Below are 24,586 nucleotides of genomic sequence, written 5' to 3' on the forward strand. Positions count from 1 at the left end.
TGACGCTATCAGTCTCGGGTCGGAAACTTCCGCGAAACCTCTTGTGCTCCGGCCGCGGCAGGGATCATGCTAACGCAACCGGTTTACGCAACCGGTTGCGTACGGACCTCCGAGAGGGAACGAAAGCATGGCTGACCTGGGCATCGGCATCGTGGGGCTGCATAACCACTACCACGCCTACCCGTTCGCGGACTACCTCCGTAGGGGATGGATGGGCTGCGGTTGGTTGGCGTCGCCGACGAGCGGACCGACCTGGCGAAGGAGTTCGCGGCCGCGTACTGCGACGGCTCATGGACCTCCGACTATGGCGAGCTGATCCGCCGCGACGACGTTGACGCGGTAATCATCACCTCGTACACCTCGGCGCACGCCGACCACGTGGAGATGGCCGCCGAGGCCGGCAAGCCGGTGCTGCTGGACAAGCCGATCGCGACCACGATGGCCGACGCCCGGCGGATCGCGGCGGCCGGCGAGCGGGTGAAGGTGATGATGGCCTACCTGCTGCGCTACCTGCCGGTCTACCGCCAGGCCCAGGAGGCCGTACGTGCAGGCGCGGTCGGCGACCTGACCTCCGGCTTCTACTCGATCCGCTTCCCAGTCGGCGCGATCACCGACTCCCCGCACACCTCCGAGCAGGGCTGGTACGCCGACCCGGTGCGCGGCGGTGGCGGTGGCTTCCTCGACCACGGCGTGCACTTCACCGACTTCTTCCGCTGGTTCTTCGGCGCCGAGGCGGTCGACGTGAGCGCGCGCATCGGGTCGCTCACGTACAAGGACCTGGGTGTCGAGGACTACGGCATCGCCACCTACACGCTGGACAGCGGCGCGATCGTCACGGTGGAGAGCACCTGGCACGCCGCCGACTACTTCGGCCCGCTCTCCAGCCCCGACCACGCCTCGCTCAGCGGTACGCGCGGTGAGATCGAGCTGCACTACCAGAAGAGCCCGCAGACCGAGATCCAGGGCATCGACGCGCCGTGGACCGGCCGGCGCTACATCGACCTCGTGGGCGAGGAGCGGTACGAGGCCTGCTACCGCGACCTGCTGCTCGCGTTCCGGGACTGGGTCGGCGGCGCCGAGCCGGACGGCCTGCCGACCGCCGAGGACGGGCTCAAGGCGCTGGAGATGATCCTGGCCGCGTACGAGGCGGACCGCACCGGCACCCGGGTCACCTTCCCCTTCCAGGAGGGCGTGCGATGAGCGCGGTCAACGTGGCGCTCGTCGGCGCCGGCCGGATAGCCCGGGTGCACGCGAACGCGTACCGGCACGTGAGCCGGGGCGGGCTGGTCGCCTGCATCGATCCCAACGAGGAGGCGGCCGCCGCGCTCGCCCGCGACTTCGACCTCAAGGTGGCGCCCGACTTCGACGCGCTGCTGTCCGACGACAGCGTGCACGCGCTGCTTATCGCGTCGCCCAACGCCCTGCACGCGGACCAGACGGTCGCCGCGCTCGCCGCCGGCAAGCACGTCTTTTGCCAGAAGCCCATCGCGCTCACGCTCGCCGACGCGGACCGGGTTGTCGCCGCGGCGGGCAAGACCGACCGGGTACTCCAGCACGGGTTCATGCTGCGCTTCACCCCGCCGCTGTCCCAGCTGCGGGACCGTGTGGCGGGCGGTGAGCTCGGCGAGATGATCGCTTCGCGGGCCGCGGTCTTCGGGTGGGAGCCGACCAACGACTGGTTCTACGACCCGGCGCAGGGCGGCGGCGTCATCCTCGACACGCTGGTCCACTTCGCCGACCTCGTGCTGTGGCTCTTCGGCCCGGCGCAGAGCGTGCACACCGAGGGCGGGGCGTACGTCCTGGAAGGCGCCAAGCGGCACAACAGCCCGGACAACGCGACCGTCACCGTCCGGCACGCCTCCGGCGTGGTGACCAGCATGTACGTCACCTGGACCGCCGGGCACGGCAACTTCACGTTCGAGGTGTACGGCAGCGGCGGCAGCGCGGCGGTCGACCTTGTGCAGGCCCAGGCGATGCGCACCTTCGACCGGGGCGGCGCCGGCTGGGGCTACCCGGACCTGGTGTGGGACTACGGGTACCGGGGCGAGCAGCAGTACTTCGTGGACCGGGTCGCCGGCCGGGAGACGGGCGAGCGGGCAGCCACCGCGGCACAGGCCCGGGACGCGCTCGCGCTTGTACTCGCCGCCCAGCGCGCGCTGGACGAGCGCCGGGCGGTGGAGCTGTGACTGGCGTATGCGTCGTCGGCGCCGGCTTCTGGGCGCGGGAGATGCACCTCCCCGCGCTCGCCAAGATCCCCGGTGTCAAGATCGTTAGCGTGGTCGCGACCAGCGAGGAGTCGGCCAAGGTGGCGGCCGGCCCGTACGGCGCCCGCGCGTTCACCGACCTGGAAGCGGCCGTGGCCGACCCCGAGGTGGACGTGGTCGACGTCGTGGCCCCACCCGACGTGCACCTCCCCGCGGTCCTCGCCGCCGCCCGGCACGGCCGGCACGCGATCTGCATCAAGCCGCTCGGCCGTACCGTCGCCGAGGCCGACGAGATGCTCGCCGCGGTCGCCGCCGCCGGCACCCGCCTCTTCTACGCCGAGAACGTGCCGTTCATCCCGGCCCTCCAGGAAGCGCGCAAGCTCGTCGACAGTGGACAGATCGGTGACGTCTTCCGGGTGAAGGCGTGCGAGGGCATCGGTGAGCCGCACTCGCCGTGGTTCTTCGACCCGGTGCGCAGCGGGGGCGGCGCGATCCTCGACATGGCGGTACACAGCATCGAGTTCTGCCGCTTCTTCGCCGGCGCGCCGGTCGCCTCGGTGTACGCCGACGCCGGCACGTTCCGCTGGGCCGACCGCACGACCGCCGAGGACACTGCCGTGCTCACGCTCCGCTTCGCCAATGGCGTCATCGGCCAGTGCGAGGACAGCTGGAGCCTCGCCGGCGCGATGGATTCCCGCTTCGAGGTGTACGGCACGCAGGGCCGCGTCCTCGTGGACAACCTGCACCGCCAGCCACTACAGGCGGTGAGCGAGAGCGCCGGCTGGTCGTACCCGCTGCCCGTACCCGGGCTGCTGGCCGACGGCCACCTGGACATGCTGACCCACTTCATCGACCGGATCCGCGACGGCGCGCCCTCGAAGTCCGACGGGCACGTCGGGCGGGACGTGCTCGCCGTCGTCGAAGCCGCACTCCGCTCGGTGGCGAGCGGTCGCAGAGAGGAAGTAGCGCGATGAGCGAGCGTGCGTCGGCAGCGCCTTCGGGCGCCGCGAGCACCGTGAACGAGGTTCGCGTCGGAATGATCAGCTGGGCGCACGTGCACGCCGAGTTCCGGGCGAAGGCGCTCGGCGAGATCCCGGGCGCACGCGTGGTCGCGATCGCCGACGACGACGCGGCGCGGGGCCGGGCCGCGGCCGAACGCTTCGGGGTGACCGACTTCGTACCCGACTGGCGGCACCTGGTCACCCGCGACGACGTCGACGTGGTGATGGTGCACTCGGAGAACTCGCGCCACGCGGAGCAGGTCATCGCCGCCGCCGAGGCAGGCAAGCACGTGTTCTGCGAAAAGCCGGTCGCCACGACGGTCGCCGACGCGCGCGCGATGGTGGACGCGGTACGCGCGGCCGGCGTGGACGGCACCGCGGCGTTCGTGAGCCGGTTCAGCAAGGAAGCCGACCGGGTCAAGCGGATCGTCGACACCGGAGTGCTCGGCCAGGTGCTGATGACCCGCAGCTTCATCGGCCTCGCCGGCATCGCCGAGATCGGCTGCCCGCCGGACATGACCGAGTGGATGCAGGACCCGGTGCTGGGCGGCGGGGGCGCCTGGATCGACGAGGGCTCGCACGGCATCGACCTGCTGCGGTGGCTGGTCGGCGACATCACCGAGGTATCCGCCTTCACGGCCAACCGGGCCAAGCCCGACCTCGACGGCGAGGACCTCGCGGTCGCTGTCCTGCGCTACGCGGGCGGCGGACTGGGCGAGATCGGCACGGTCTGGAGCATGAACGCCGACATCGGCATGCGAAACCTGCTGGAGATCTACGGCACCGACGGAACCCTATCGATGCGGGCCACTGACCCGTTCCCCCGCGTCGAGGTCTACCGCGGCGGCGACGACCCGCTGTACCGCGGGTGGACCACACCACATATCGAACCCGATGCGGCCGAGCCCCACGACTACGGGTCCTGGCCGCCGCACACGCATCACTACAAGCGCGAGGTCGCCTCGTACGTGCACCGGGTGCTGACCGGCCAGCGGCCGTTCGGCCCGACGCTCGAGGACGGCCTGGCTTGTCTCTCGGTCATCGCGGCGGGCTATGCCTCGGCCGCGGCCGGCGGCGGCGCGGTAGCCGTCGACCGGGACCCTTTGCCGGCCGGCGCGTGAAAGCACCGGTTCGGCCGATCTTCGCGTTCTCATTCCTGGAAGGAGATGCGCAATGGCTGTATATAGGCGATGGTCCATAGCGGCGGTCGCACTTCTGGCCGCGACGACACTTGTCGCGTGCGGCTCCGACGACGGTGGCGGCAGCGGGTCCGGCGACCCGAACGCCGCACCGGCCACCGCGGGTGGCCCGATGGGTCGCTTCCCCGGAGCCAAGCTCGTGCTCTCCCGGTGGGCCGGTGACCCGTGGACCAGCGGCCAGAAAACGGCCGCCGGCGAGTGGGGCACCGCCACCGGCGGCACCCTGGACCTCGACGCAGTGCCCTACGAGAACCTGCACGACAAGCAGGCGCTCACGCTCACCGGCGCGGGCGGCTACGACATCATCTACGTGCACCCGAGCTGGTTCGGCGAGTTCGCCAAGGCCGGGTACCTGGCGCCGATCGACCAGTACCTCGCCGACGCCAACCGCAACCCGTCCGGCTTCTCCGCCGACTCCTACCTGCCGAACGTGCTGGCCCAGGGCAAGTACGACGGCAAGCAGTACTGCCTCCCGGACTTCGTCTCGACGACCGTGCTGGCGTACCGCAAGGACGTGTTCGAGGCCAACGGCATCGCCGAGCCGAAGACGCTCGACGATGTCGCGGCGGCCGCGGCCCAGCTGAACGGCAAGGACGGCCTCGCCGGCATGTCGATCCCCGGCAAGCGGGGCGGCGCGGTCGCGGACATCATGGGCTCGCTGATCACCGCGCAGGGCAACTGGTGGTACGACGACCAGGCCAAGTCAACACTGGACAAGGCAGCGGCGGCCAAGGCGGTCGACTTCTACGTCAAGGTGGCGAAGACCGCGCCGAGCGGCGTGCTCAACTTCCACGTCGACGAGGCCGCGACCGCGGCGGCGCAGGGCAAGGCCGCCATGATCATCAGTACCACGCCGTCGCTACAGGCGCTCGAGGACCCGGCCAAGTCCACGACCGCGGGCAAGTGGGGCTACCTGCCGCTCGCGTTCACCGCCGGCAAGCCGGCCGGCGAGCTCATCTACTGGAACTGGTGCATCGCCGAGAAGTCCACCAACAAGGACGCGGCGTACTCCTTCCTCCAGTGGTACACGAACGGCCCGCAGCAGGCGAAGGTGGCCGTCGCGGCCGCTACCGCCGGCGCCACCAAGGACTTCTACACGAACGCCGAGGTGGCGGCGAAGCTGCCGTTCCTGTCCGCGATGAACGATGCGCTCACCACCTCCAACCCGCAGCCCAGCCTGGCCGCCTGGCCCAAGGCACAGGACCAGATCGAGCTGGCGGTTCAGGAGGCCATCGAGGGCAAGAAGACGCCGGACCAGGCGGCGGACGCCATGGGACAGGCCGTTGCAGATGCCCTTGGCTGAACCGACCACCACTGACCCGGGTCGGCGCGCGGCACCCGCGCCGGCCCGGGGCCACAAACGCGGAGGATCGATGACCGGCAGGCGAGCGTCGGGCGGGCGCGGACTCGGGTACGGCATGCTCGCGCCGGCCTTGGCCGTACTCGCGGGGCTCATCCTCGGCCCGCTGGTCTACTCCGCCGTCCTGTCCGCGTACGAGTGGAAGCTCACCGACATCGGGCTGCCCAAGCCGTTCGTCGGGCTCGACAACTACACGCGGCTGTTCGACGACCCGATGGTGGGGGTCGCGCTGCGCAACACCGTCCTGTACGTCGTCGGCTCGGTCGGCGCCGAGCTCGTACTCGGCTTCGTGGTCGCCGCCGCGCTCTTCGAGATGACGAAGGGCAGGAAGCTGGCCAACGCGCTGATCCTGCTCCCGATGATCATCGCGCCGGTCATCACCGCACTGCTGTGGCGGTACCTGCTGGACCCGCAGTTCGGGCTGGTTTCGCAGTTGAGCGGCGCGGTGGGGCTGCCCAGCGGGATCGGCTGGTTCGGCGAATCCAACTTGGCTCTGCCCGCGCTGATGGTGGTGGACATCTGGCAGTGGACGCCGTTCGTCGTGCTGATCCTGCACGCCGGGATGCTCTCGATCGGCGAGGAGCAGTTCGAGGCTGCCCGGGTCGACGGCGCCGGGCACCTGCGCATCCTCCAGCGCATCGTGCTGCCGGCGATCGTGCCGCAGATCCTGCTCGTGCTGCTGTTCCGCACGATGGACACGTACCGCATCTTCGACACGGTCTTCGTGCTCACCAAGGGTGGTCCGGGCACGGCCACCGAGACGATCGGCCTGTACACGTACCGGACCGGCTTCTCGTACTTCGACATGGGCTACGCGATGGCGTTGAGCATCTTCATCCTCGTGACCGTCGTGGTCATCTCCACCGTGTACGTCCGCCTGCTGCGCCGCCGGGAGGTGCTGTGAAGACAAATCGGGGCTGGACCGTCGCCAGCTACGCGATCGTCGCCGCCTTCCTGGTCGGCGTGCTCGTGCCGATCGCGGCGGTGGTGCTCAACTCGTTCAAGCAGCCAAACGACATCTTCTCGTCCACCCTGAAGCTGGCCTTCAGCCCGACCCTTGACAACTACAGCAAGGTACTGGGGCAGTTGCAGTTTCAGGACTTCCTCGTCAACAGCACGGTGGTGGCGGCCGGCAGCACCGTACTGTCCATCGTGGTTGGTGTGCCGGCGGCGTACGCGCTGGCCCGCCTGCCGCTGCGCGGGCGCGAGCTGTGGGCCGGCGCGATCCTCTTCACCCGCATGGTGCCGGCGGTCGCGCTCGTCGTGCCGATGTACGTCATCTTCCAGCGGCTCGAGCTGCTCGGCTCGTACACCGCGCTCATCGCCGCGCACACGACGTTCAACCTGCCGATCGTCGTGTGGATGATGCGCTCGTTCTTCGAGGAGCTGCCGCCCGACCTGGAGGAGGCGGCGCTTGTCGACGGGGCGAACCGGCTCGGCGCGTTCATCCGGGTGGCGGTGCCGTTGACCGCACCAGGGCTGGCCGCGACATCCGTGCTGTGCCTGCTCTTCTCCTGGAACGAGTTCCTCTTCGCGCTCGTGCTCTCCGGGCGCGGCACCCAGACCGTACCGATCGGCGTGGCCTCGTTCATCGGGACCGTCTCGGTCGACTGGGGCGGCAGCTCCGCCGCGGCCGTGCTCGCCATGTTGCCGGTCTTCGTGCTGGGCCTTGCCGCGCAGCGCTTCCTCGTCCGTGGCCTTACATTCGGCGCAGTGAAGGGATAGTCGTGTTCGTCATCGGGGCGCAGTACTACCGTCCGCCCAACCCACCGCGCGAAGACTGGGACCGGGACCTCGGTCGCATGCGAGCGGCCGGGCTCGACACCGTCAAGCTGTGGGCGTGCTGGAGCTGGATGCAGCCGACACCGGACACCGTGGACTTCGCCGACCTCGACGAGCTGATGGACCTGGCCGCGAAGCACGGGCTCGGTGTGGTCGTCAACACGATCCTGGAAAACGCGCCGTACTGGCTGGCGCAGTGGCGGCCGGACGCGCACTACCTCGACCAGGAGGACCGGCCGGTGCGGCTGACCGCCGCGATGAACACGCCCGGCGGCGGCTGGCCCGGACTGTGCAACGACGACCCCGAAGTGTGGGCGGCCGCGGCTGCGTTCCTCGGCACGGTCGTGGGTCGCTACCGTGACCATCCCGCGCTGCGGGTGTGGGACGTGTGGAACGAGCCGCACCTTGAGCCGGCGTCGTACTTCCCGGACCGTATCTACTGCTACTGCCCAGCCTCGCTGGCGCGCTTCCGCGAGTGGCTCGTGGCTCGCTACTCTACAGTGGACGTGCTGAATGCGGCCTGGCGCCGCCGCTACTCCGACTGGGCGCAGGTCGATCCGCCACGCCTCTTCGAGGCGGTGCCGGACATGCTGGATTGGCGGGAGTTCTGGTTTGACAACCTCGCCCACTGGCTGGAGCGGCGGGTGGCGGTGACGCGGGAGGCCGATCCGGGCCACCAGGTGATGACGCACGTCGCGCTGAGCGGGTTTACCGGGCAGCTCGCCACCCACACGCTCGACGAGTACACGCTCACCGGCCCGGTCGACGCGTTCGGCACGTCCAGCTTCCCCACCTGGCTGATGGCCGACGACCCGGTCGAGCACCTGTTCAACCTGGACACCGCCCGCGGTGCGGCGGCCGGCAAGCCCTTCTGGCAGGCCGAGATCCAGGGCGGCCGGGGCCGCCGCGACGCGGCGAAGAGCACGCCGCACCCCACGCCGGACACGGTGGGCCTCTGGATGTGGAACTCGCTGGCGGCCGGCGCCACCGGCGTCGTCTTCTGGCAGTGGCGGCCCGAACTGCTCGGCCCGGAGAGCCCGGGGTACGGCCTGTGCGCACCGGACGGCACCCCGACGGCAAGGGTCGACGCGGTGACCGCGCTGGCCGCCGTCGCGCACGATCCCGCGGTGGCGGAGAGCGCGCCGTCGCCCGGCAATGTCGGCCTGCTTGTATCGCGGCGCAGTGCGCTGCACGCTTTCGCCACCGATCGCGACATGGGTCTCTACCGGGAGGCGGTGCTGGGCGCGTACCGGGCGCTCGTCGACACCGACGCGGCGGTCGAGGTGCTGCACGACGAGCGGGTCGCCGCCGATGGTGTGCCCGAGCACATCGAGGCGCTGTACTGGCCGATGCCCGCGACCGCCACCTCCGCGCTCGCGGGTGCCCTGGAAGCGTTCGTGGCGCGCGGCGGGAGGCTCGTCGCGGAGGCCGCACCGGGCGAGTACGACGAGCACGGTGCCCGCCGCCCGTCTGTGCCGGGTGCGGGGCTGGGCGCGCTCTTCGGAGTACGCCAGGTCGACGCCGACATCATCGACGCGGTGACGCTGCCGTCCGGGCTCTCCGGTCGCTGGCAGCGCGAGGTGCTCGCCCTCCACGGGGCCGAGTGCGTGGAGGCCTTCGCCGACGGGACACCGGCGGTTGCCCGCCACGGCACAGCGGTCCTGATCGCCACGTACCCGTCGCTGGCCTACGCCGCCGAGCCGGACGCGGGCACCCGGGCGGCGCTCGCCGACCTGCTCGCGGCGCCGTCGCGGGAGCTGGCGAGGCCTTCGCGGGAACTCGTGTGGGCTGAGCAGGTGCCCGGGCTCTTCAGCCGGGCTCGGGTGCGGCCGGACGGGCGGCGCGTGGTCGTCGCGGTCAACTGGACCGGCGCGCCGCAGAAGGCGACCCTCGCGCGAGAGCTCGTACCGCTGGGCGGGAGCGGGCCGGTCACGAGCGTTGTAGTGCCGGCTCGCTCGGGGCTGGCTCTCGTAGAGCCCTGAGCGCCGGGGAGCAGAGCCCGGCGATACCGGTAACCGCCGTGACCGCGGCGCAGCCGGCGAGTACGGGAGGCGCGGCCGTGGCGTCCACGGCCGCGCCGAGGAGGTTGTTTGTCGCCAGCAGCGGCAGGCTTTGCGCCAGCAGGACCACGGACTGGATCCGGGCCAGGTGCGTGTCCGGCGCCTGCTGGAGTAGCAGCGGTCCGACGTGGGTGGCGAAGAGTCCGTTTCCCGCGCCGACGGTGACGGCCCCCGCCACGGCCCAGGCCGGCGACCCGGACAGCGCGAGGCCGAGCACACCGGCCGCCGCGACGAGCAGCCCGGCCGCCGCGGCCACGCCGGGCCGGCGCGCGGCCCCACGGGTGAGCACGGCCGCCGCCACGCACGTGGTGGCCAGCCCGACCGCGCCGGCCACGACCCCGGTCCACCCACCGGACCAGGAGCGCTCGCGGGCGAGCAGCGGCAGCAGTAGCCCGATGACCGGCAGCAGGAACCCAGCCGCCACGACGACCATCAGCAGCGCCGCGCGCAGGACCCGGTCGCGGGCGGCGAGGCGCAGCCCGTCCACGGTGTGCCGCCAGACCCCGCCGGTCGCCTTCGCCGCTTCCGCCGCGGGCTCCCGAGGTCGCAGGAGCACGAGGATCCACAACATGACCGCGAACGTGAGGGCGTCGGCGAGCGCGGCCACGGCGAGGCCCAGCCCGGCCACGACGAGCCCGCCCAGCGGCGGGCCGGCGACGGTGGTGGCCTGGCCGGCGAGCTGCCGGGCCGACATCGCCCGCGCCAGGCCGTCGCCCGGCACGAGGCGGCGGGGCATCGACCCGGACGAGGGCAGGTAGAACGCGTCCACGGTGCCGATCACCAGCGCGGTGGCGAGCAGCAGCCAGGCCGGCTCGCCCACGAGCGACAGCAGCAGGGCGAGGGACAACGTCGCGGCGGTCATCACCGCGTCGCCGGCCAGCATCGTCCGCCACGCGCCGAACCGGTCGCCGACCGCGCCGCCCACGAGCATCAGCAGCGTGCGCGGCAGGTTGATCATCGTGAGTACCAGGCCGGCCAGCACCCCGCCCTGGCCCGCCGCCGTCCAGGTCATCGCGAACCCCAGCACCTGGGTGCCGAGCAGGGAGAGCGTGACGCCGGCGAGCCAAACCCAGTACCGCCCCGGGATCATCGGGCGAACCTATCGGCGACCCCTGACATAGCCTCGTTTCCGTGGTCGATCTATGGCAGGGCGGGGTGCGGCTGCACTGCCGGGAGTACGGCGGGTCCGGGCGTCCGGTGCTGCTGCTGCACGGACTGGCCGGCCACAGTGGAGAGTGGCGGCGCACCGCCGAGGCGCTTGCCGGCGAGTACCGGGTGCTCGCCCTCGACCTGCGCGGCCACGGCCAGAGCACCCGCCGCCCGGCGGACGTCTCCCGGGCCGCGTACGTCGCGGATGTCGCCACCGTGATCCGCGAGCTGGGCGGCGGCCCGGTGGCGCTGGTCGGGCAGTCGTTCGGGGCGCACACCGCGATGTTGACCGCCGCGGCGCACCCGGACCTGGTGGACCGCCTGGTGCTGGTCGAGGGTGGTGTTGGTGGCGCGGGCGGGGCCAGCGTCGAGGCCGTCGAGGGATGGCTCCGGTCGTGGCCGGCACCCTTCGCGACACGGGCGGATGCCGAGCGTTTCTTCGGCGGGCCGCCGTCGGCCGGCGCGTGGGTGGATGGCCTCGAGGAGCGGGCGGACGGGCTGTGGCCGCGCTTCGACGTGGACATCCTGGTCGACGCGCTGCGGCCGGTGGCGGCGGCCGAGCACTGGCCCGACTGGGAGCGGCTGACCTGCCCAACGCTGCTCGTGCTCGGCGAGCGCGGCATCATCGGCGCCGCGGAGATCGCCGAAATGATCGCCCGACGGCCTGAGACGCGGCAGGTCACGATCCCGGCCGCTGGGCATGACCTGCACCTGGAGCGCCCCGACGAGTGGGCTCGGGTGCTCGCGAGGTACCTGGGCACTGGCACGGCTTGACCGGTGTGGGCGACCACACAAACTTGCCGACTGCCAGCAACTTTGCCGACTCTCGGCAAGTTTGCTAGCTTCTCAAGGGTGAGCGATCCGGGACTGCGTGAGCGGAAGAAGGCGGCGACCCGTGCGGCGCTGACCGACGCTGCGATCCAGCTGGCCCAGGAGCGCGGCGTTGAGCACGTGACCGCGGAGGCGATCGCCGATGCGGCCGGGGTGTCGCCGCGCACCTTCCACAACTACTTCGCCAACAAGGACGAGGCCATCCTCGCGGCGATGTGGGACTTCGTCCGCGAGGTGGTGGCCGCGCTGCGCGCCCGGCCGGCTGAAGAGTCGGCGATGGAAGCCATCCGGCACGTCGCCGACGAGCTGATCGCCACGAGCGCCGACAGCGTCGACAAGATCGCCACCCGGATGCGGCTGATGGACACAAGCCCGACGCTGTCCAGCCGCCACGACGCACTGAAGGAGGAGCTCGGGCGCAGTGTCGTCGAGGCACTCGCCGAGCGCTCCGGCACCGATCCCGACCAGGACCTGTATCCGCACCTGCTCGCCACGGGTCTGCACGCGGGACTGCTCGCCGCGATCGACGTCTCGCGTACGGACAAGACCGGCCGCAGGCTCGCCGACCTGCTGACCGAGGCATTCGACCAGCTCGCCGCGGGGCTGCGCGAGCCGCTCCGCTAAGTCCACCAGGCCCACAACCCCCGCCGGATACCGGCGGCGGGGGTCGAGCACGCACGCCTCATTACAGGGGAGAGATGTCCCATGGCTACCTATCTGTACCGGCTAGCGCGGTTCTCGTACCGGCGCCGGCGGCTCGTGCTGGTCTTGTGGCTGGCGGTGCTGGCCGCGTTCGGCGTCGGCGCCCTCACGCTGTCCGGGTCGACCTCCACCGCCTTCACGGTCCCCGGTACCGAGTCGCAGAAGGCCATCGACCTGCTGGGCGAGCGGTTTCCGCAGGCGGGAGCGGGCGGTGCGACCGCGCGGGTGGTGTTCGCCGCGCCGCCCGGTAAGACGCTCGCCGACCCGGAGAGCCGCGCCGCGATCGAGGAGACGGTCGCCGCGCTGAAGGTGGCGCCACAGGTGGGTGCGGCGACCGACCCGTTCCAGGTGGGCGGCGTCAACCCCGCCGGCACGGTCGCGTACAGCCAGGTGACCTACCCCGTGCAGGGCATGGACATCACCGACGAGTCGCGGGAGGCGTTGACGGCCGCCGCGGACCCGGCCCGCACGGCTGGGCTGACCGTCGAGATGGGCGGCGACGCACTCCAGCCGCCGGTCGAGACCTCGGCCACCGAGGTGCTCGGCATCGTGATCGCGGCGCTGGTGCTGGTGATCACGTTCGGGTCGCTTGTCGCGGCCGGCCTGCCGCTGCTCACCGCGATCATCGGGATCGGCATCGGGATCTCCGGCATCATGATCGTCAGCGGTTTCGTCGACATGGCGTCGACCACCTCGATCCTCGCGCTGATGCTTGGCTTGGCGGTCGCCATCGACTACGCGCTGTTCATCGTCTCCCGGTACCGGCATGAGCTGGCCACCGGCCACGAGGGCGAGGAGGCCGCGGGCCGCGCGGGCGGCACCGCCGGTTCCGCGGTGGTCTTCGCCGGCCTGACCGTGGTGATCGCGTTGGCCGCGCTCGCCGTGGTGAACATCCCGCTGCTCACCGAGATGGGGCTCGCCGCGGCGTCCACAGTGGTCGTTGCCGTGCTGATCGCGCTGACCTTGCTGCCGGCAATGCTCGGGTTCGCCGGGCAGCGGATCATGGGCCGGCGCGGGCGCGACCCGGAGAGCACCGGCAACGGCAAGCCCACCGCCGGTACCCGATGGGCCCGCTTCGTCACCCGCCGGCCGGCCGCGGTGCTGGCCACTGCGGTGCTCGCCCTCGGCGTGATCGCTATTCCCGCGCTGAGCCTGCGCCTCGGCCTGCCGGACGACGGCACCGCCGCGCCCGACACCACCCAGCGCAAGGCGTACGACCTGCTCAGCGCGGGCTTCGGCCCTGGATTCAACGGGCCGCTGACGGTCGTCGTCGACTCGCCGGACGCACAGGGCGCCGCCGCCGAGGCCAGCCAGGCGATCATGGCCCTGCCCGACGTGGCCGCGGTCGCGCCACCGGTGCTGAACCCGGCCGGCGACACCGCGCTACTCACCGTGATACCCGCCAGCGCGCCGAGCAGCGCCGCCACGGAAGACCTCGTCGCGGCCATCCGGGACGCGGACGGCTCGCTGAGCGGCGACCTGTCGGTGACCGGGCAAACCGCTATGAACATCGACGTTTCCGACCGGATGGGCAGCGCGCTGGTGCCGTACCTCGCGGTGGTGGTCGGCCTCGCGTTCGTGCTGCTGGCGCTCGTGTTCCGGTCGGTCGTCGTGCCGCTCAAGGCCACGCTGGGCTTCCTGCTCTCGGTGGTGGCGACGTTCGGCGCGGTGGTGGCGGTCTTCCAATGGGGCTGGTTGGCCGCGCTCTTCGGCGTGGAGGAGACCGCGCCGATCATGTCGCTGCTGCCCGTGCTGCTGGTCGGCATCGTCTTCGGGCTCGCGATGGACTACCAGGTCTTCCTGGTCACCCGGATGCGCGAGGAGTACGTGCACGGCGCCCAGCCCACCGAGGCGGTGGTCATCGGCTTCGGCCACGGCGCGCGCGTGGTCACCGCGGCCGCGATCATCATGATCAGCGTCTTCGCCGGCTTCATCCTGTCCCACGAGGCGCTGATCAAGTCGATCGGCTTCGCGCTCGCGGTGGCGATCCTCTTCGACGCGTTCGTGGTACGGATGACGATCGTCCCCGCGGTGATGACCCTGCTCGGCCGCTCGGCGTGGTGGCTGCCCCGCTGGCTCGACCGCATTCTGCCCAACGTGGACGTCGAGGGCGAAAAGCTTCGCCACCAGCTGGTCGAGACCGGCGAGCGGGCGCCAGACGACGATCTGACAGCGGCTGCCGGCGGGCGGAGGTAACACCGGGCGCGGGATTGACGTCGCGCGGTCACCGGGATTGGGGTTATGGTGGGTGCGACGCCGGACGGCGTCGCACCGGTCGAGAGGCGCTGCAACGGGCCATTGGAGCCCGCCACGCTCGACACGGCTGCCGGGTTTGAAGGGCGCCTCCTACAGAGGAGGTGTCCTCTTCCTATGTCGTTGTCCATTCAGAAGCTGAACGGTGTCGAGTTCGCCGTTCGCGACCTGTCTCTGGCCGACTTCGGTCGCCACCAGATGCGGCTCGCCGAGCAGGAGATGCCGGGCCTGATGGCGATCCGGCAGGAGTTCGCCGAGCAGCAGCCGCTGCGTGGGGCACGTGTCGCCGGCTCGCTGCACATGACGATCCAGACGGCCGTGCTGATCGAGACGCTTGTCGCGCTCGGTGCCCAGGTGCGTTGGGTCTCCTGCAACATCTTCTCCACGCAGGACGAGGCGGCCGCCGCGGTCGTCGTCGGGCCGGAGGGTACGACCGAGGCCCCGTCCGGCACTCCGGTGTTCGCCTGGAAGGGCGAGACGCTGGAGGAGTACTGGTGGTGCACGATGCAGCTGTTCGACTTCGGCGACGGCCAGGGGCCGAACATGATCGTCGATGACGGCGGTGACGTCACGCTGCTGGTACACAAGGGCGTCGAGTTCGAGACGGCCGGCGCGGTGCCGGAGGCGCAGGCGGAGGATCACGAGGAGTACCAGCTGATCCTGGAGTCGCTGCGGGTCAGCTTCGCCGACGACGCCAAGCGGTTCACCCGGCTCGCGGCGGGTATCCGGGGTGTCTCGGAGGAGACCACCAACGGCGTGGGCCGGCTCTACCGGCTGGCCCGCGAGGGCGGCTGCTCTTCCCGGCGATCAACGTGAACGACTCGGTGACGAAGTCGAAGTTCGACAACAAGTACGGCATCCGCCACTCCCTGGTCGACGGCCTCAACCGCGCCACCGACGTGATGCTCGGCGGCAAGCTCGCGGTGGTCTGCGGCTTCGGCGACGTCGGCAAGGGCGCGGTCGAGTCGCTGCGCGGCCAGGGCGCCCGGGTCGTGGTCACCGAGATCGACCCGATCTGCGCGCTCCAGGCCGCGATGGAGGGCCTCCAGGTCGTCCAGCTCGAAGACGTGGTGGAGCAGGCTGACATCTTCATCACCACGACCGGCGGCACCGACATCATCATGGCCGAGCAGATGGCCCGGATGAAGCACAACGCGATCGTCGCCAACGTCGGCCACTTCGACACCGAGATCGACATGGCCGGGCTGGGGCGCGTGCCGGGCATCGTCAAGACCGAGGTGAAGCCGCAGGTACACGAGTGGCTCTTCCCGGACGGGCACGCGATCCTGGTGCTCTCCGAGGGCCGCCTGATGAACCTGGGCAACGCGACCGGTCACCCGAGCTTCGTTATGTCCAACTCGTTCACCAACCAGACGATGGCCCAGATCGAGCTGTTCACGAAGCCGGGCGAGTACGAGACCAAGGTGTACACGCTGCCGAAGCACCTCGACGAGAAGGTGGCCCGGCTGCACCTCGACGCGCTCGGCGTGCGGCTGACCACGCTCACCAAGAAGCAGGCGGAGTACCTCGGTGTCGACATCGAGGGCCCTACAAGGCCGAGCACTACCGCTACTGATCCAACCCTGAGCCGCCCGGGTCCACATCGGACCCGGGCGGCTTCGCGCAACCGGCTCCCTGGAGAGGCATTCGCCGCGCCGTCACAGCGGCGGGGAGACGTCCCGGCGCTGTTCCACCCGCCGGTACTCCACCGGCTCTTCGGCGACCACGGTCCGGCGGCGGTTGCCCCAGATCATCGTCGTCATGATCAGGCCGAGCACACCGGCGCCCATCAGGATCCAGCCGACGACGTCGATGTCGATGCCGCCAAGGCTCGCGTCGACCGCGAAGGTGAGGATCGCGCCGACCGCGATCAGGAACACGCAGGCTCCGATACCCATGAGGGCCTCCTTGATTGGGGGACGCCCTTGACTTACCCAACCTGGCCATACGTCGAACCTGGCCGGATTGCCAACCATGTCCTTTTTGGAGGCAATCCTGCGACTATTCCAGCGAGTCGATGATCGGATCGATGACGTCGAGCGCGGCGAAGCCGGCGCGGCTCAGGTCGTCGTCCTCGCGCAGCTCTCTCAGCCGCTTGTCCAGATCGTGGAGCCGCTCCACGGCGGATTCGTGCCGCCCGTTCTGTATCGACACGGCGATTCCGGCGGCTCTCCGCTGCAAATCCCGGCCTGCTTTCCGATCCAGATCACCGCTCTGAACGAGCTGGTCAGCAGTTGTCACGAAGGCGGCGAGGCGATCGATCGGGCCGTTGGACGGCCTGCGGGAGGTGGGCGAAGGGGCCGGGGTAGTCGGTGCGGCGCTCGTTGGGGCGGGTGTCGGGTCCACCAGGTCGGGACTGGGGTCGAGCGTCGGGCTGGTTGGGTCTGCGCCTGCCTGTGCGGCGGCCGCCGGCTGCTCCGGATCCCGGCCCGTGACCACGACCGCGACGGTGATCGCCGTGACAAGTATCACCGCGGCTGAGACGACGCTGATCCACCACCGCCGCAGCCATGCTTCTGCGGTCGCCCGGTCCGGCAGCCAGTCGGGCACCCAGTCGGCCAGGGGGTCGCCATCCGATGCCGACCGGTAAGGCGGGGGAGCATCACGGTGACCGGTGCGATGGCGGCGACCGCGCCGCGGGACGCGGTCAGCCGTTCGCGTACCTGGTCAGCCGTTGCCGGCCGGTCCGCTGGGCGCTTGGCCAGGAGGCGGCCGACGAGGTCGTCAAGCTCCGGCGGCACGTCGGGGCGGACGGTACGCACGGGCACGGGCGCATTGTTCAGGTGCTGGTGCAGCACGGCCACCGCGGTCTCGCCGACGAAGGGCGGCCGGCCGGTCAGCATCGCGTACAGCACGCAGCCGAGCGCGTACAGGTCGGTGCGCGCGTCGACCGGCTCGCCGGTGGCCTGCTCGGGCGCCATGTACTCACACGTGCCGATCACCTGGCTGTGCGCCGTGAGCGCGGCGCTACCGTCGCGATCCTGAAGCCGCGCGATGCCGAAGTCGCACACCTTCACCTGGCCGGAGCGGCTTACGATCAGGTTGCCGGGCTTGATGTCGCGGTGGATGACCCCGGCCTGGTGCGCAGCCGCGAGCGCGGCGCAGACCTGCTCGGCGACTGCCACGGCCTGCTCGACCGGCAGCCACCCCCCGTTCAACAGCAGGTCCGCCACGTTCGGGCCGTCGACGAGCTCCATGGCCAGAAACCCGGCCTCGCCGTCGATCGCGAGTTCGTGGCTCGCGACGATGTTCGGGTGCTCCAGCCGGGCCACCGCCTCGGCCTCCCGGCGCAGCCGCTCCAGGGCGACCGGCCGCGTCGCGTGCTCGCGGTCCAGGACCTTGACCGCCACAGGTGTGCCGGTGACCAGGTCGACGCCGCGCCACACCGTCGCGGTTCCGCCGCGGCCGAGCTGCTCCTCCAGCCGGTACCGGTCGCCGATGATGTGGTCCGCCATGTGCCCTGATCCCCTCCCACACGGGGCGCCACCGGCGCCTATGTATAAGCGCACGGCGGCGCGGCGGCGTTACTTCGGGATCGACAGCGCGTCGCGAAGCGCCGCCCGGGAGCCGATGCCCAGCTTGGGAAAGACCCGGTACAGGTGGGCGCCGACCGTGCGGTGCGATAGGTGCAGCCGCTGCCCGATCTCCTTGTTGGTCAGGCCGGTCGCGGCGAGCAGCGCGATTTCACGTTCCTGCGGGGTCAGCACGGCCGGGCCGGCCGCGGGTGTCGCACCGGCGGCGCGCAGCTCGGCCTCGGCCCGCGCCGTCCATGGCACCGCGCCGAGCTGCTCGAAGGCGTACTGTGCCGCGGCCAGCTGCTCCCGCGCGGCGGACGTGGAGTGGTGGCGGCGCAGCCACTCGCCGTACGCCAGGCGCACCCGGGCCAGGTCGAAAGGCCACCGCTCGCCACCCGGTACCGCCAGAGCCGCCCCGAACCGTTCGTTCGACGGCTCCACCGTCGCCGCCGCGGCCCGCGCGACGAGGGCAAGCCGCGGGGAGAGCGCCGCCACCTGCCCCAGCGCGGCGGCGTGCGCGGCTGCCTCGACCTCCCGGCCGGTACGCACAGCCGCTTCCACGAGGTCGATGGCGGACCAGAGCGCCAGCGGTGCGTTGGCGGCGAGCCTGCCGGGCGGGCTCACCTCGACCGCGTGCCGGTACGCCTCCTCGGCGTCACCCCGACCGAGTGCCGAGACGGCGAGTGTGTGGTGTGCGGCTTGCGCGACCGAGCATGCCCCGCGCGCCGCCGACCAGCGGAGCATCTGGGCAGTGAGGTCCTGGGTCGTGGCCTCGTCGCCCTGTCCGGCCGCGACCAGCGCCGCGCCGAACCGCAGCGGCCACCGCAGCGTCTGGTAACCGTGGGCCTCGCACAGCGCCTGCCCCTCGGCGGCCAGCCGCGTCGCCTCCGCCCAGCGGCCGGTACGCACGGCGTCCAGGCACAGGTTGACCAGCGCGCGGGCCACGGCGACGACAACACCGCCGCGCCGCCCGTCGCGTACGACCCGCCGGTGCGCCTCCCGGCAGGCAGGCATCCGGTCGACGAAAAGGGCGGCCCGGCCCACCGCCACGATGCGGGCCGGGTCGACCTCGTCGTGCAGCCGCCCGATCAGGTCGTCAAGGAGCGCGAGGTCGCTCGGCGTCGCGCGGGCCGGGTCGGCGACGAGCGACGCGCCCAGCGCCAGCAACGTCGGCGGCCCGGGGCGCAACCGAGCGACTGCGGCGTGGAACGGCACCCACAGCTCGTCCCGGCCGCCGAACGCGCAGACGGTCAGCAACGCGTGCAACGCGTCGACGTGCGCAGGGTCGCGATCGTCGAGCGCGGCGACGAGCACGCGATGGGCGGTATCGACATCGCCGTCGCCGTTGAGCACGAGGTGCGCGGAGGCCACCGCCGCCGGTACCGAGCCGTGCCGGCCAGGGTCCGCGTGCCGGGCGTCGCCGAGCAGCCGGGACACGCCACGCAGGTCGACGTCGGTCCGTACCGAGGCGGCCTCGGCCAGCCGCCGGCTCCGGTCGGCGCCGCGCGGGCTGAGGTCGGCGGCCCGGACCATCGCCGCGAACGCGCCGGCCGCGTCGCCCCGCCGCCGGTGGCTGTGCGCGGCCCGCATGAGCAGCCCGGCCACCCGCTCGTCCGGGCCGAGCGTCGCTCTGGCCAGGTGCCAGGCCCGGCGTTCCGGGCGGTCGGTGCTCTCGGCCAGTACGCGGTGTGCCGCCCGGCGCTCGCCTGGCGGGGCGAGCGCGACCACGGCGGAACGGGCGAGCGGTTCGCGGAACCGGACCCGGCAGGCGTCGACGGCGACGAGGTCGGCGCGCTCGGCCGGCAGCAGGTCAGCGAGGTCACCGGCGGTAGCCAGCGCGGCCGAGCCGTCGGGACCGTCGAGCGCGACGAGCAGCAGCAGGCGGCGGGTCGGCGCGGGCAGCGGGGCGAGGCGGGCGCCGTACAGCGCGGTCAGGCGAGGGCCGAGCGGCAGCGGATCGGGCAGGTCATGGGTGCCGGTGCGCTGGGCCGCGGTCAGCGCGGCCGGCAGCTCGTGCAGGGCCAGCGGGCTGCCCTGCGCGGCGGCGAGCAGCTGCCGGCGCACCGTACCGGCCAAATTTGGGAAAGAGGCCGTGAGCAGCGCCGTTGCCGCGCTCTCGTCGAGCGGTCCGACGGCCAGCGTGCGGATCCCGGCCAGGTCGTCGCCGGCGTCGGTCGCGGCGAGCAGGGCGGCACCGCTGCCGTCGAGCCGGCGGGCCAGGAAGCCCACCACGGTCGCGCTGGCCGCGTCGATCCGGTGCAGGTCGTCGACGAGCAGCAGTACCGGCGCCGCGCGGGTCAGCAGCGTGAGCGTCGCGGTGGCGACGACAAGCCGGTCCGGGGCGGGTCCGGCGTCCAAGCCCATCGCGGACCGCAAGGCCTCGCGGTGCGCCTCGCCGAGCCCGTCGACGTCGGCGTGCAGTGGCCAGAGCAGCTGGTTGAGCCCGGCGTACGGGAGGTCGGCCTCGAACGCGCTGCCGGCACCGCGCAGCACCCGGATCCCGGACACGGTCGCCCGCTCGGCCGCCTCCTCGAGCAGTGCCGATCGTCCGCTGCCGGCCGGGCCGGTCAGTAGGAGAGCGCCGACGTCGAGCACGGTCGCGATGGTTTCGAGCTCCTCATCGCGCCCTGTCAACGCGGCACCCACCTGGGTCCCCCGTGTCACCGCATGACAATTTAAGTCACGGCGGAGGTCATCTGACCGAAGTCGGCAGAAGCGTACCCGTTTGACACTCTGGCGATGGATCTGGAGATCTCTGTCGCCGTCACAGGGGATACCCGCGCGGAGGCCCGCGGGCCGGGAAGCGCGCCCGCCGCGCTCACCGTCAACGGCACGACATACCTCGTCGGCGTCGAGCCACGGGTGAGCCTGCTCGACACGCTCCGCGAACACCTCGACCTCACCGGTACCAAGAAGGGCTGCGACCAGGGCACCTGCGGGGCCTGCACGGTGTGGGTGGACGGGAAGCGGGTGCTGTCCTGCCTCACGCTGGCACTGGCCTGCGAGGGGCGCGAGATCACCACCATCGAGGGGCTGGCCGAGGGCGACGAGCTGCACCCGATGCAGAAGGCGTTCATCAAGCACGACGCGTTCCAGTGCGGGTACTGCACGTCCGGACAGATCATGTCGGCGGTCGCGCTGATCGGCGAAGGGAACGCCAGCACGGACGCCGACATCGCCGAGTACATGAGCGGCAACCTCTGCCGGTGCGCGGCGTACCCGAACATCCGCGCGGCGATCAGGGAGGTCCGGGATGCGACCGCTTAGCTACGCGCGCCCACACGACGCGGCCACGGCGGTCGCGATGGTGGGGCGTAACCCGGGCGCGGCGTTCCTGGCCGGCGGCACCACCGAGGTGGACCTGCTGCGGATCGGCGTACACCGGCACGACCTGCTTGTCGACATCAACGAGCTGCCGTACCGCGAGGTCGAGGAGCTGCCCGGCGGCGGCCTGCGGCTGGGCGCCCTGTCCCGGATGAGCGACGTCGCCCGCGACCAGCGCGTGATGGCCCGCTACCCAGCCGTGTCGCAGGCGCTGCTGCTCGGGCGTCGGAGCAGCTGCGCAACATGGCCTCGATCGGCGGCAACCTCTGCCAGCGGGTGCGGTGCGGCTACTTCCGGGACGGCATCTCCGCCTGCAACAAGCGGGATCCGGGTACCGGCTGCGCCGCGCTGGAGGGGATCAACCGCGGCCACGCCGTGCTAGGTACAAGCCCGCACTGCATCGCGACCCATCCGTCCGACCTGGCTGTGGCGCTTGTCGCGTTCGACGCGGTCGTGCACGTGATCGGTCCCGGCGGCTCGCGGTCGATCGCGATCAACGACTTCTACATGCTCCCCGGCGACGCGCCGGAGCGCGAGCACCCGCTGGGCCGGGGAGAGCTGATCGTCGCGGTGGACCTGCCGGGGATGTGATCGCGGCCCGATCCACCTACGTCAAGATCCGCGACCGCCAATCGTACGAGTTCGCGCTGGTCTCGGTCGCGGCGGCGCTGGAGGTCTCGGAGGGCGTCGTGCGGGACGTACGGCTGGCGCTCGGTGGCGTCGGCACCAAGCCGTGGCGGGCCACGATCGCGGAGGAGCAGCTGATGGACGGGCCGGCGACCCAGGAGGCGTTCGAGCGGGCGGCCGCCGCCGAGCTGAGCGCCGCCGAGGTGCGCGAGCACAACGCGTTCAAGGTCCCACTCGCCCAGCGGGCGATCGTGCGGGTGCTGGCGGGTGCCGCATGAGCGTGGTCGGAACGCCTGTGGATCGGGTCGACGGGCAGGCCAAGGTCACCGGCGGGGCCCGGTACACGGCCGAGGTCGTGCTGCCGGACCTCGCGTACGCGACCATCGTCGGCGCGACGATCCCGAGTGGACGAATCCGTCGGATCGACACGGATCGGGCGCTCGTCGCCGGCGGCGTCCTCGCCGTGCTGACCCACGAAAACCTGCCCAAGATCGCCGAGCCGCCACACCTGCTGCCGTCGCTGGTCGGGGCCGCCGCACCCGGCGAGAGCTTCTTCCCGATGCAGGACGACGTGGTGCACTACGCCGGCCAGCCGGTCGCGCTCGTCGTGGCAGACAGTCACGAGCGCGCCCAGTGGGCCGCGTCCCTGGTCGAGGTGGAATACGAGCGGACGCCGTCGATCACGACGCTCGACGAGGGCCGCGGCTCCGCCTACGAGCCACAGATGCTCTTCGGTGGGCTCCTGCCGGCCCGGATGGCATTCGGCGACGTCGACGCCGGGCTCGCCGACGCCGAGGTACGGGTGGACGTGTCGTACCACTTCGCGGCCAACCACCACAACGCGCTGGAGACCTCCGCGACCACCGCCGCATGGGAAGGCGATCGGCTCACGCTGTACGACTCCACGATGGGCATCCGGGCCACCCAGCTCACCGTCGCCCACCTGCTCGGCCTCCAGGTCTCGGATGTACGCGTGATCACGCACTTCGTCGGCGGCGGGTTCGGCGGCAAGGCGATGACCTGGCCGCACGTGACGCTGGCGGCGATGGCTGCCCGGCAGGTCGACCGCCCGGTACGGCTGATGCTGACCCGCACCGAGGCGTTCACGTCGACCGGCCACCGGGAGGAGCAGGAGCAGGCGCTGTCGCTCGGCGCCAAGCGGGACGGCACGCTGACCGCGGTGCGGCACCACAAGCTGGCGCTCACCTCGCAGTTCGACGACTGGGCCGAGCCGGCGACGAACGCGACCCTTCAGCTGTACACGTCCCCGAACGTCGAGGGCGTCCACCGCCTGGTCAAGGGCAACACGATGACGGCCACGTTCACCCGCGGGCCGGGCGAGACGGTGGGCGTGTTCGTGCTGGAGACCGCGATGGACGAGCTGGCGTACACGCTCGGCGTGGACCCGGTCGAGCTGCGGCTGCGCTGCCACGGCGACACCGACCCGCGGGCCACCCGTGGTCGAGCGACGGACTGGCGGAGTGCCTGCGGGTAGCGGCGGAGTCGTTCGGCTGGGCTGGGCGCGACCCGCGGCCCCGCATGCGCCGGGAAGGGGACTGGCTGATCGGCACCGGGATGGCCGCCGCCGCGTACCCGGTCGCGTTCATGATGCCGACCCAGCGCGCTCGCGCCCGTATCTACGCCGGCGGCGACGCGGTGGTCCAGACCGGTACCCAGGAGATCGGCACCGGCGTCACGACCGTGATGACCCAGGTCGCCGCCGACGGGCTCGGGCTGCCGATGGACTCGGTCCGCTTCGAGGCCGGCGACACCGACCTGCCGAACACGTCGGCCGCGGTCGGCTCGTCCGGGGCGATGATGGTCAGCGCCGCGGTACACAACGCCGCCACCACCCTGCGCGACCAGCTCATCGCGATGGCGATCGCGGACAGCGCCTCCCCGCTGCACGGCGCCAATCCGTCCGATGTGGACGTACAGGATGGACGGATGCGGCTGCGCTCGCGGCCGGACGTGGGCGAGACGTACGGCGAGGTCATGGGCCGCCACCACCTCGAGGACGCCGAGGCGCTGGGCAGCTGGACCCCACCGCCGCCGGACACGCCGCACGGCCTGCTGACCTTCGGGGCGCAGTTCGCCGAGGTCGCCGTCGACCCCGAGTTCGGGCTGGTCCGGGTACGGCGGATGAACGCGGCGTTCGCGCCCGGCCGGGTGCTCAATCCGAAGACGGCCCGCAGCCAGCTCATGGGCGGGATGCTGTGGGGACTGGGCCAGGCCCTGCTGGAGGGCAACCCGATGGACCCGCGGACAGGGCGGTGGAGCGCGACAAGCCTGGGCGACTACCTGGTACCCGTCAACGCCGACGCCCCCGACGTCACCATCGACCTGGTCGAGGTGCGCGACGAGGTTGTCGGCCCGCTCGGCGCCAAGGGCGTCGGGGAGATCGGCCAGGTCGGCGCCGCCGCGGCGATTTCGAACGCGGTCTTCCACGCGACGGGCCGGCGGATCCGGAAGCTGCCGATGACCGCCGAGCTCGTGATGGACCCGCCCTAGTCGAGGGCGTGTACGCGAGAGATCGTGGTATCGAACTGCCCCTCTGGGGCCGTTGGGTACCACGATCT

Annotated in this window: 20 protein-coding genes and 2 pseudogenes; 17 read left to right on the plus strand and 5 right to left on the minus strand. The window is 71.7% G+C overall.

Features of this window, described 5'->3' with window-relative positions; genetic code table 11:
- Positions 1-207: 207 nt before the first annotated feature.
- From Pflav_RS34305 to Pflav_RS34340, 8 genes are all read left to right on the plus strand, one after another.
- A complete protein-coding gene (locus tag Pflav_RS34305) occupies positions 208-1,200 on the plus strand; it encodes a Gfo/Idh/MocA family protein (protein WP_173040884.1) in 993 nt (330 codons plus the stop codon).
- Positions 1,197-2,186: a Gfo/Idh/MocA family protein gene (locus Pflav_RS34310; protein WP_173040885.1), complete on the plus strand. Its 990-nt coding sequence runs from the start codon at positions 1,197-1,199 to the stop codon at positions 2,184-2,186. Before Pflav_RS34305 ends, Pflav_RS34310 begins: the two co-directional genes overlap by 4 nt.
- The gene (locus Pflav_RS34315; RefSeq protein WP_173040886.1) at positions 2,183-3,178 is read left to right on the plus strand and encodes a Gfo/Idh/MocA family protein; all 996 of its coding nucleotides are present in this window, start codon (positions 2,183-2,185) and stop codon (positions 3,176-3,178) included. The genes Pflav_RS34310 and Pflav_RS34315 overlap by 4 nt, the downstream gene beginning before the upstream one ends.
- Positions 3,175-4,326, plus strand: a complete 1,152-nt coding sequence (locus Pflav_RS34320) for a Gfo/Idh/MocA family protein (RefSeq protein ID WP_173040887.1) — start codon at positions 3,175-3,177, stop codon at positions 4,324-4,326. Before Pflav_RS34315 ends, Pflav_RS34320 begins: the two co-directional genes overlap by 4 nt.
- 52 nt (positions 4,327-4,378) lie before the next feature.
- Positions 4,379-5,707, plus strand: a complete 1,329-nt coding sequence (locus Pflav_RS34325; RefSeq protein ID WP_173040888.1) for an extracellular solute-binding protein — start codon at positions 4,379-4,381, stop codon at positions 5,705-5,707.
- Between the two features lie 70 nt (positions 5,708-5,777).
- On the plus strand, positions 5,778-6,668 hold the full coding sequence (locus tag Pflav_RS34330) for a carbohydrate ABC transporter permease (protein WP_173040889.1): 891 nt from the start codon (positions 5,778-5,780) through the stop codon (positions 6,666-6,668).
- The gene (locus Pflav_RS34335) at positions 6,665-7,489 is read left to right on the plus strand and encodes a carbohydrate ABC transporter permease (protein ID WP_173040890.1); all 825 of its coding nucleotides are present in this window, start codon (positions 6,665-6,667) and stop codon (positions 7,487-7,489) included. Before Pflav_RS34330 ends, Pflav_RS34335 begins: the two co-directional genes overlap by 4 nt.
- A 2-nt stretch (positions 7,490-7,491) precedes the next feature.
- Positions 7,492-9,528, plus strand: a complete 2,037-nt coding sequence (locus Pflav_RS34340) for a beta-galactosidase (RefSeq protein ID WP_173040891.1) — start codon at positions 7,492-7,494, stop codon at positions 9,526-9,528.
- Here the strand turns inward: Pflav_RS34340 and Pflav_RS34345 are convergent.
- Positions 9,476-10,696, minus strand: coding sequence for an MFS transporter (locus Pflav_RS34345; protein WP_232072239.1), 1,221 nt, complete (start codon positions 10,694-10,696; stop codon positions 9,476-9,478). The genes Pflav_RS34340 and Pflav_RS34345 overlap by 53 nt on opposite strands.
- Positions 10,697-10,737: 41 nt before the next feature.
- Here Pflav_RS34345 and Pflav_RS34350 point away from each other — a divergent pair, with 41 nt between their 5' ends.
- The 4 genes and pseudogenes from Pflav_RS34350 to ahcY all read left to right on the plus strand — a co-directional run bounded on the left by Pflav_RS34350 (position 10,738) and on the right by ahcY (position 16,117).
- Complete coding sequence (locus Pflav_RS34350; protein WP_173040892.1) at positions 10,738-11,529, plus strand: alpha/beta fold hydrolase; 792 nt, start codon at positions 10,738-10,740, stop codon at positions 11,527-11,529.
- A 78-nt stretch (positions 11,530-11,607) separates the two neighbouring features.
- A complete protein-coding gene (locus Pflav_RS34355) occupies positions 11,608-12,210 on the plus strand; it encodes a TetR/AcrR family transcriptional regulator (RefSeq protein ID WP_173040893.1) in 603 nt (200 codons plus the stop codon).
- A gap of 81 nt (positions 12,211-12,291) precedes the next feature.
- Entirely contained in the window at positions 12,292-14,484 is a 2,193-nt protein-coding gene (locus Pflav_RS34360) for an MMPL family transporter (RefSeq protein WP_173040894.1), read from the plus strand.
- A gap of 174 nt (positions 14,485-14,658) precedes the next feature.
- Positions 14,659-16,117, plus strand: a pseudogene (ahcY, locus tag Pflav_RS34365) (adenosylhomocysteinase).
- 82 nt (positions 16,118-16,199) lie between these two features.
- Here ahcY and Pflav_RS34370 read toward each other — a convergent pair.
- The 4 genes from Pflav_RS34370 to Pflav_RS34385 form a co-directional block, all read right to left on the minus strand.
- Positions 16,200-16,439, minus strand: a complete 240-nt coding sequence (locus tag Pflav_RS34370; RefSeq protein ID WP_173040895.1) for a DUF6458 family protein — start codon at positions 16,437-16,439, stop codon at positions 16,200-16,202.
- Between the two features lie 103 nt (positions 16,440-16,542).
- A complete protein-coding gene (locus Pflav_RS34375; protein ID WP_173040896.1) occupies positions 16,543-16,980 on the minus strand; it encodes an FIMAH domain-containing protein in 438 nt (145 codons plus the stop codon).
- A gap of 29 nt (positions 16,981-17,009) precedes the next feature.
- Positions 17,010-17,996 carry a protein kinase domain-containing protein gene (locus Pflav_RS34380; RefSeq protein WP_173040897.1) on the minus strand — a complete coding sequence of 329 codons (987 nt, stop codon included), beginning with the start codon at positions 17,994-17,996 and terminating at the stop codon, positions 17,010-17,012.
- Positions 17,997-18,065: 69 nt separating this feature from the next.
- On the minus strand, positions 18,066-20,720 hold the full coding sequence (locus Pflav_RS34385; protein ID WP_173040898.1) for an ATP-binding protein: 2,655 nt from the start codon (positions 20,718-20,720) through the stop codon (positions 18,066-18,068).
- A 75-nt stretch (positions 20,721-20,795) separates the two neighbouring features.
- Between Pflav_RS34385 and Pflav_RS34390 the strand changes: the two genes are divergently transcribed.
- The 5 genes and pseudogenes from Pflav_RS34390 (at position 20,796) to Pflav_RS47680 (ending at position 24,518) form a co-directional block, all read left to right on the plus strand.
- Entirely contained in the window at positions 20,796-21,323 is a 528-nt protein-coding gene (locus Pflav_RS34390) for a (2Fe-2S)-binding protein (RefSeq protein WP_173040899.1), read from the plus strand.
- A gap of 37 nt (positions 21,324-21,360) precedes the next feature.
- Positions 21,361-21,971 (plus strand): annotated as a pseudogene (locus tag Pflav_RS46590) (FAD binding domain-containing protein).
- Positions 21,968-22,285: an FAD binding domain-containing protein gene (locus tag Pflav_RS46595; RefSeq protein ID WP_232072241.1), complete on the plus strand. Its 318-nt coding sequence runs from the start codon at positions 21,968-21,970 to the stop codon at positions 22,283-22,285. Before Pflav_RS46590 ends, Pflav_RS46595 begins: the two are co-directional and overlap by 4 nt.
- Entirely contained in the window at positions 22,282-23,502 is a 1,221-nt protein-coding gene (locus Pflav_RS47675) for a xanthine dehydrogenase family protein molybdopterin-binding subunit (protein WP_197938804.1), read from the plus strand. Before Pflav_RS46595 ends, Pflav_RS47675 begins: the two co-directional genes overlap by 4 nt.
- Positions 23,493-24,518 (plus strand): xanthine dehydrogenase family protein molybdopterin-binding subunit, encoded by a 1,026-nt coding sequence (locus Pflav_RS47680; protein WP_269474647.1) that lies wholly within the window; start codon positions 23,493-23,495, stop codon positions 24,516-24,518. Before Pflav_RS47675 ends, Pflav_RS47680 begins: the two co-directional genes overlap by 10 nt.
- Positions 24,519-24,586 lie beyond the last annotated feature (68 nt).

The organism is Phytohabitans flavus (genome assembly GCF_011764545.1).
Lineage (GTDB): Bacteria > Actinomycetota > Actinomycetes > Mycobacteriales > Micromonosporaceae > Phytohabitans > Phytohabitans flavus.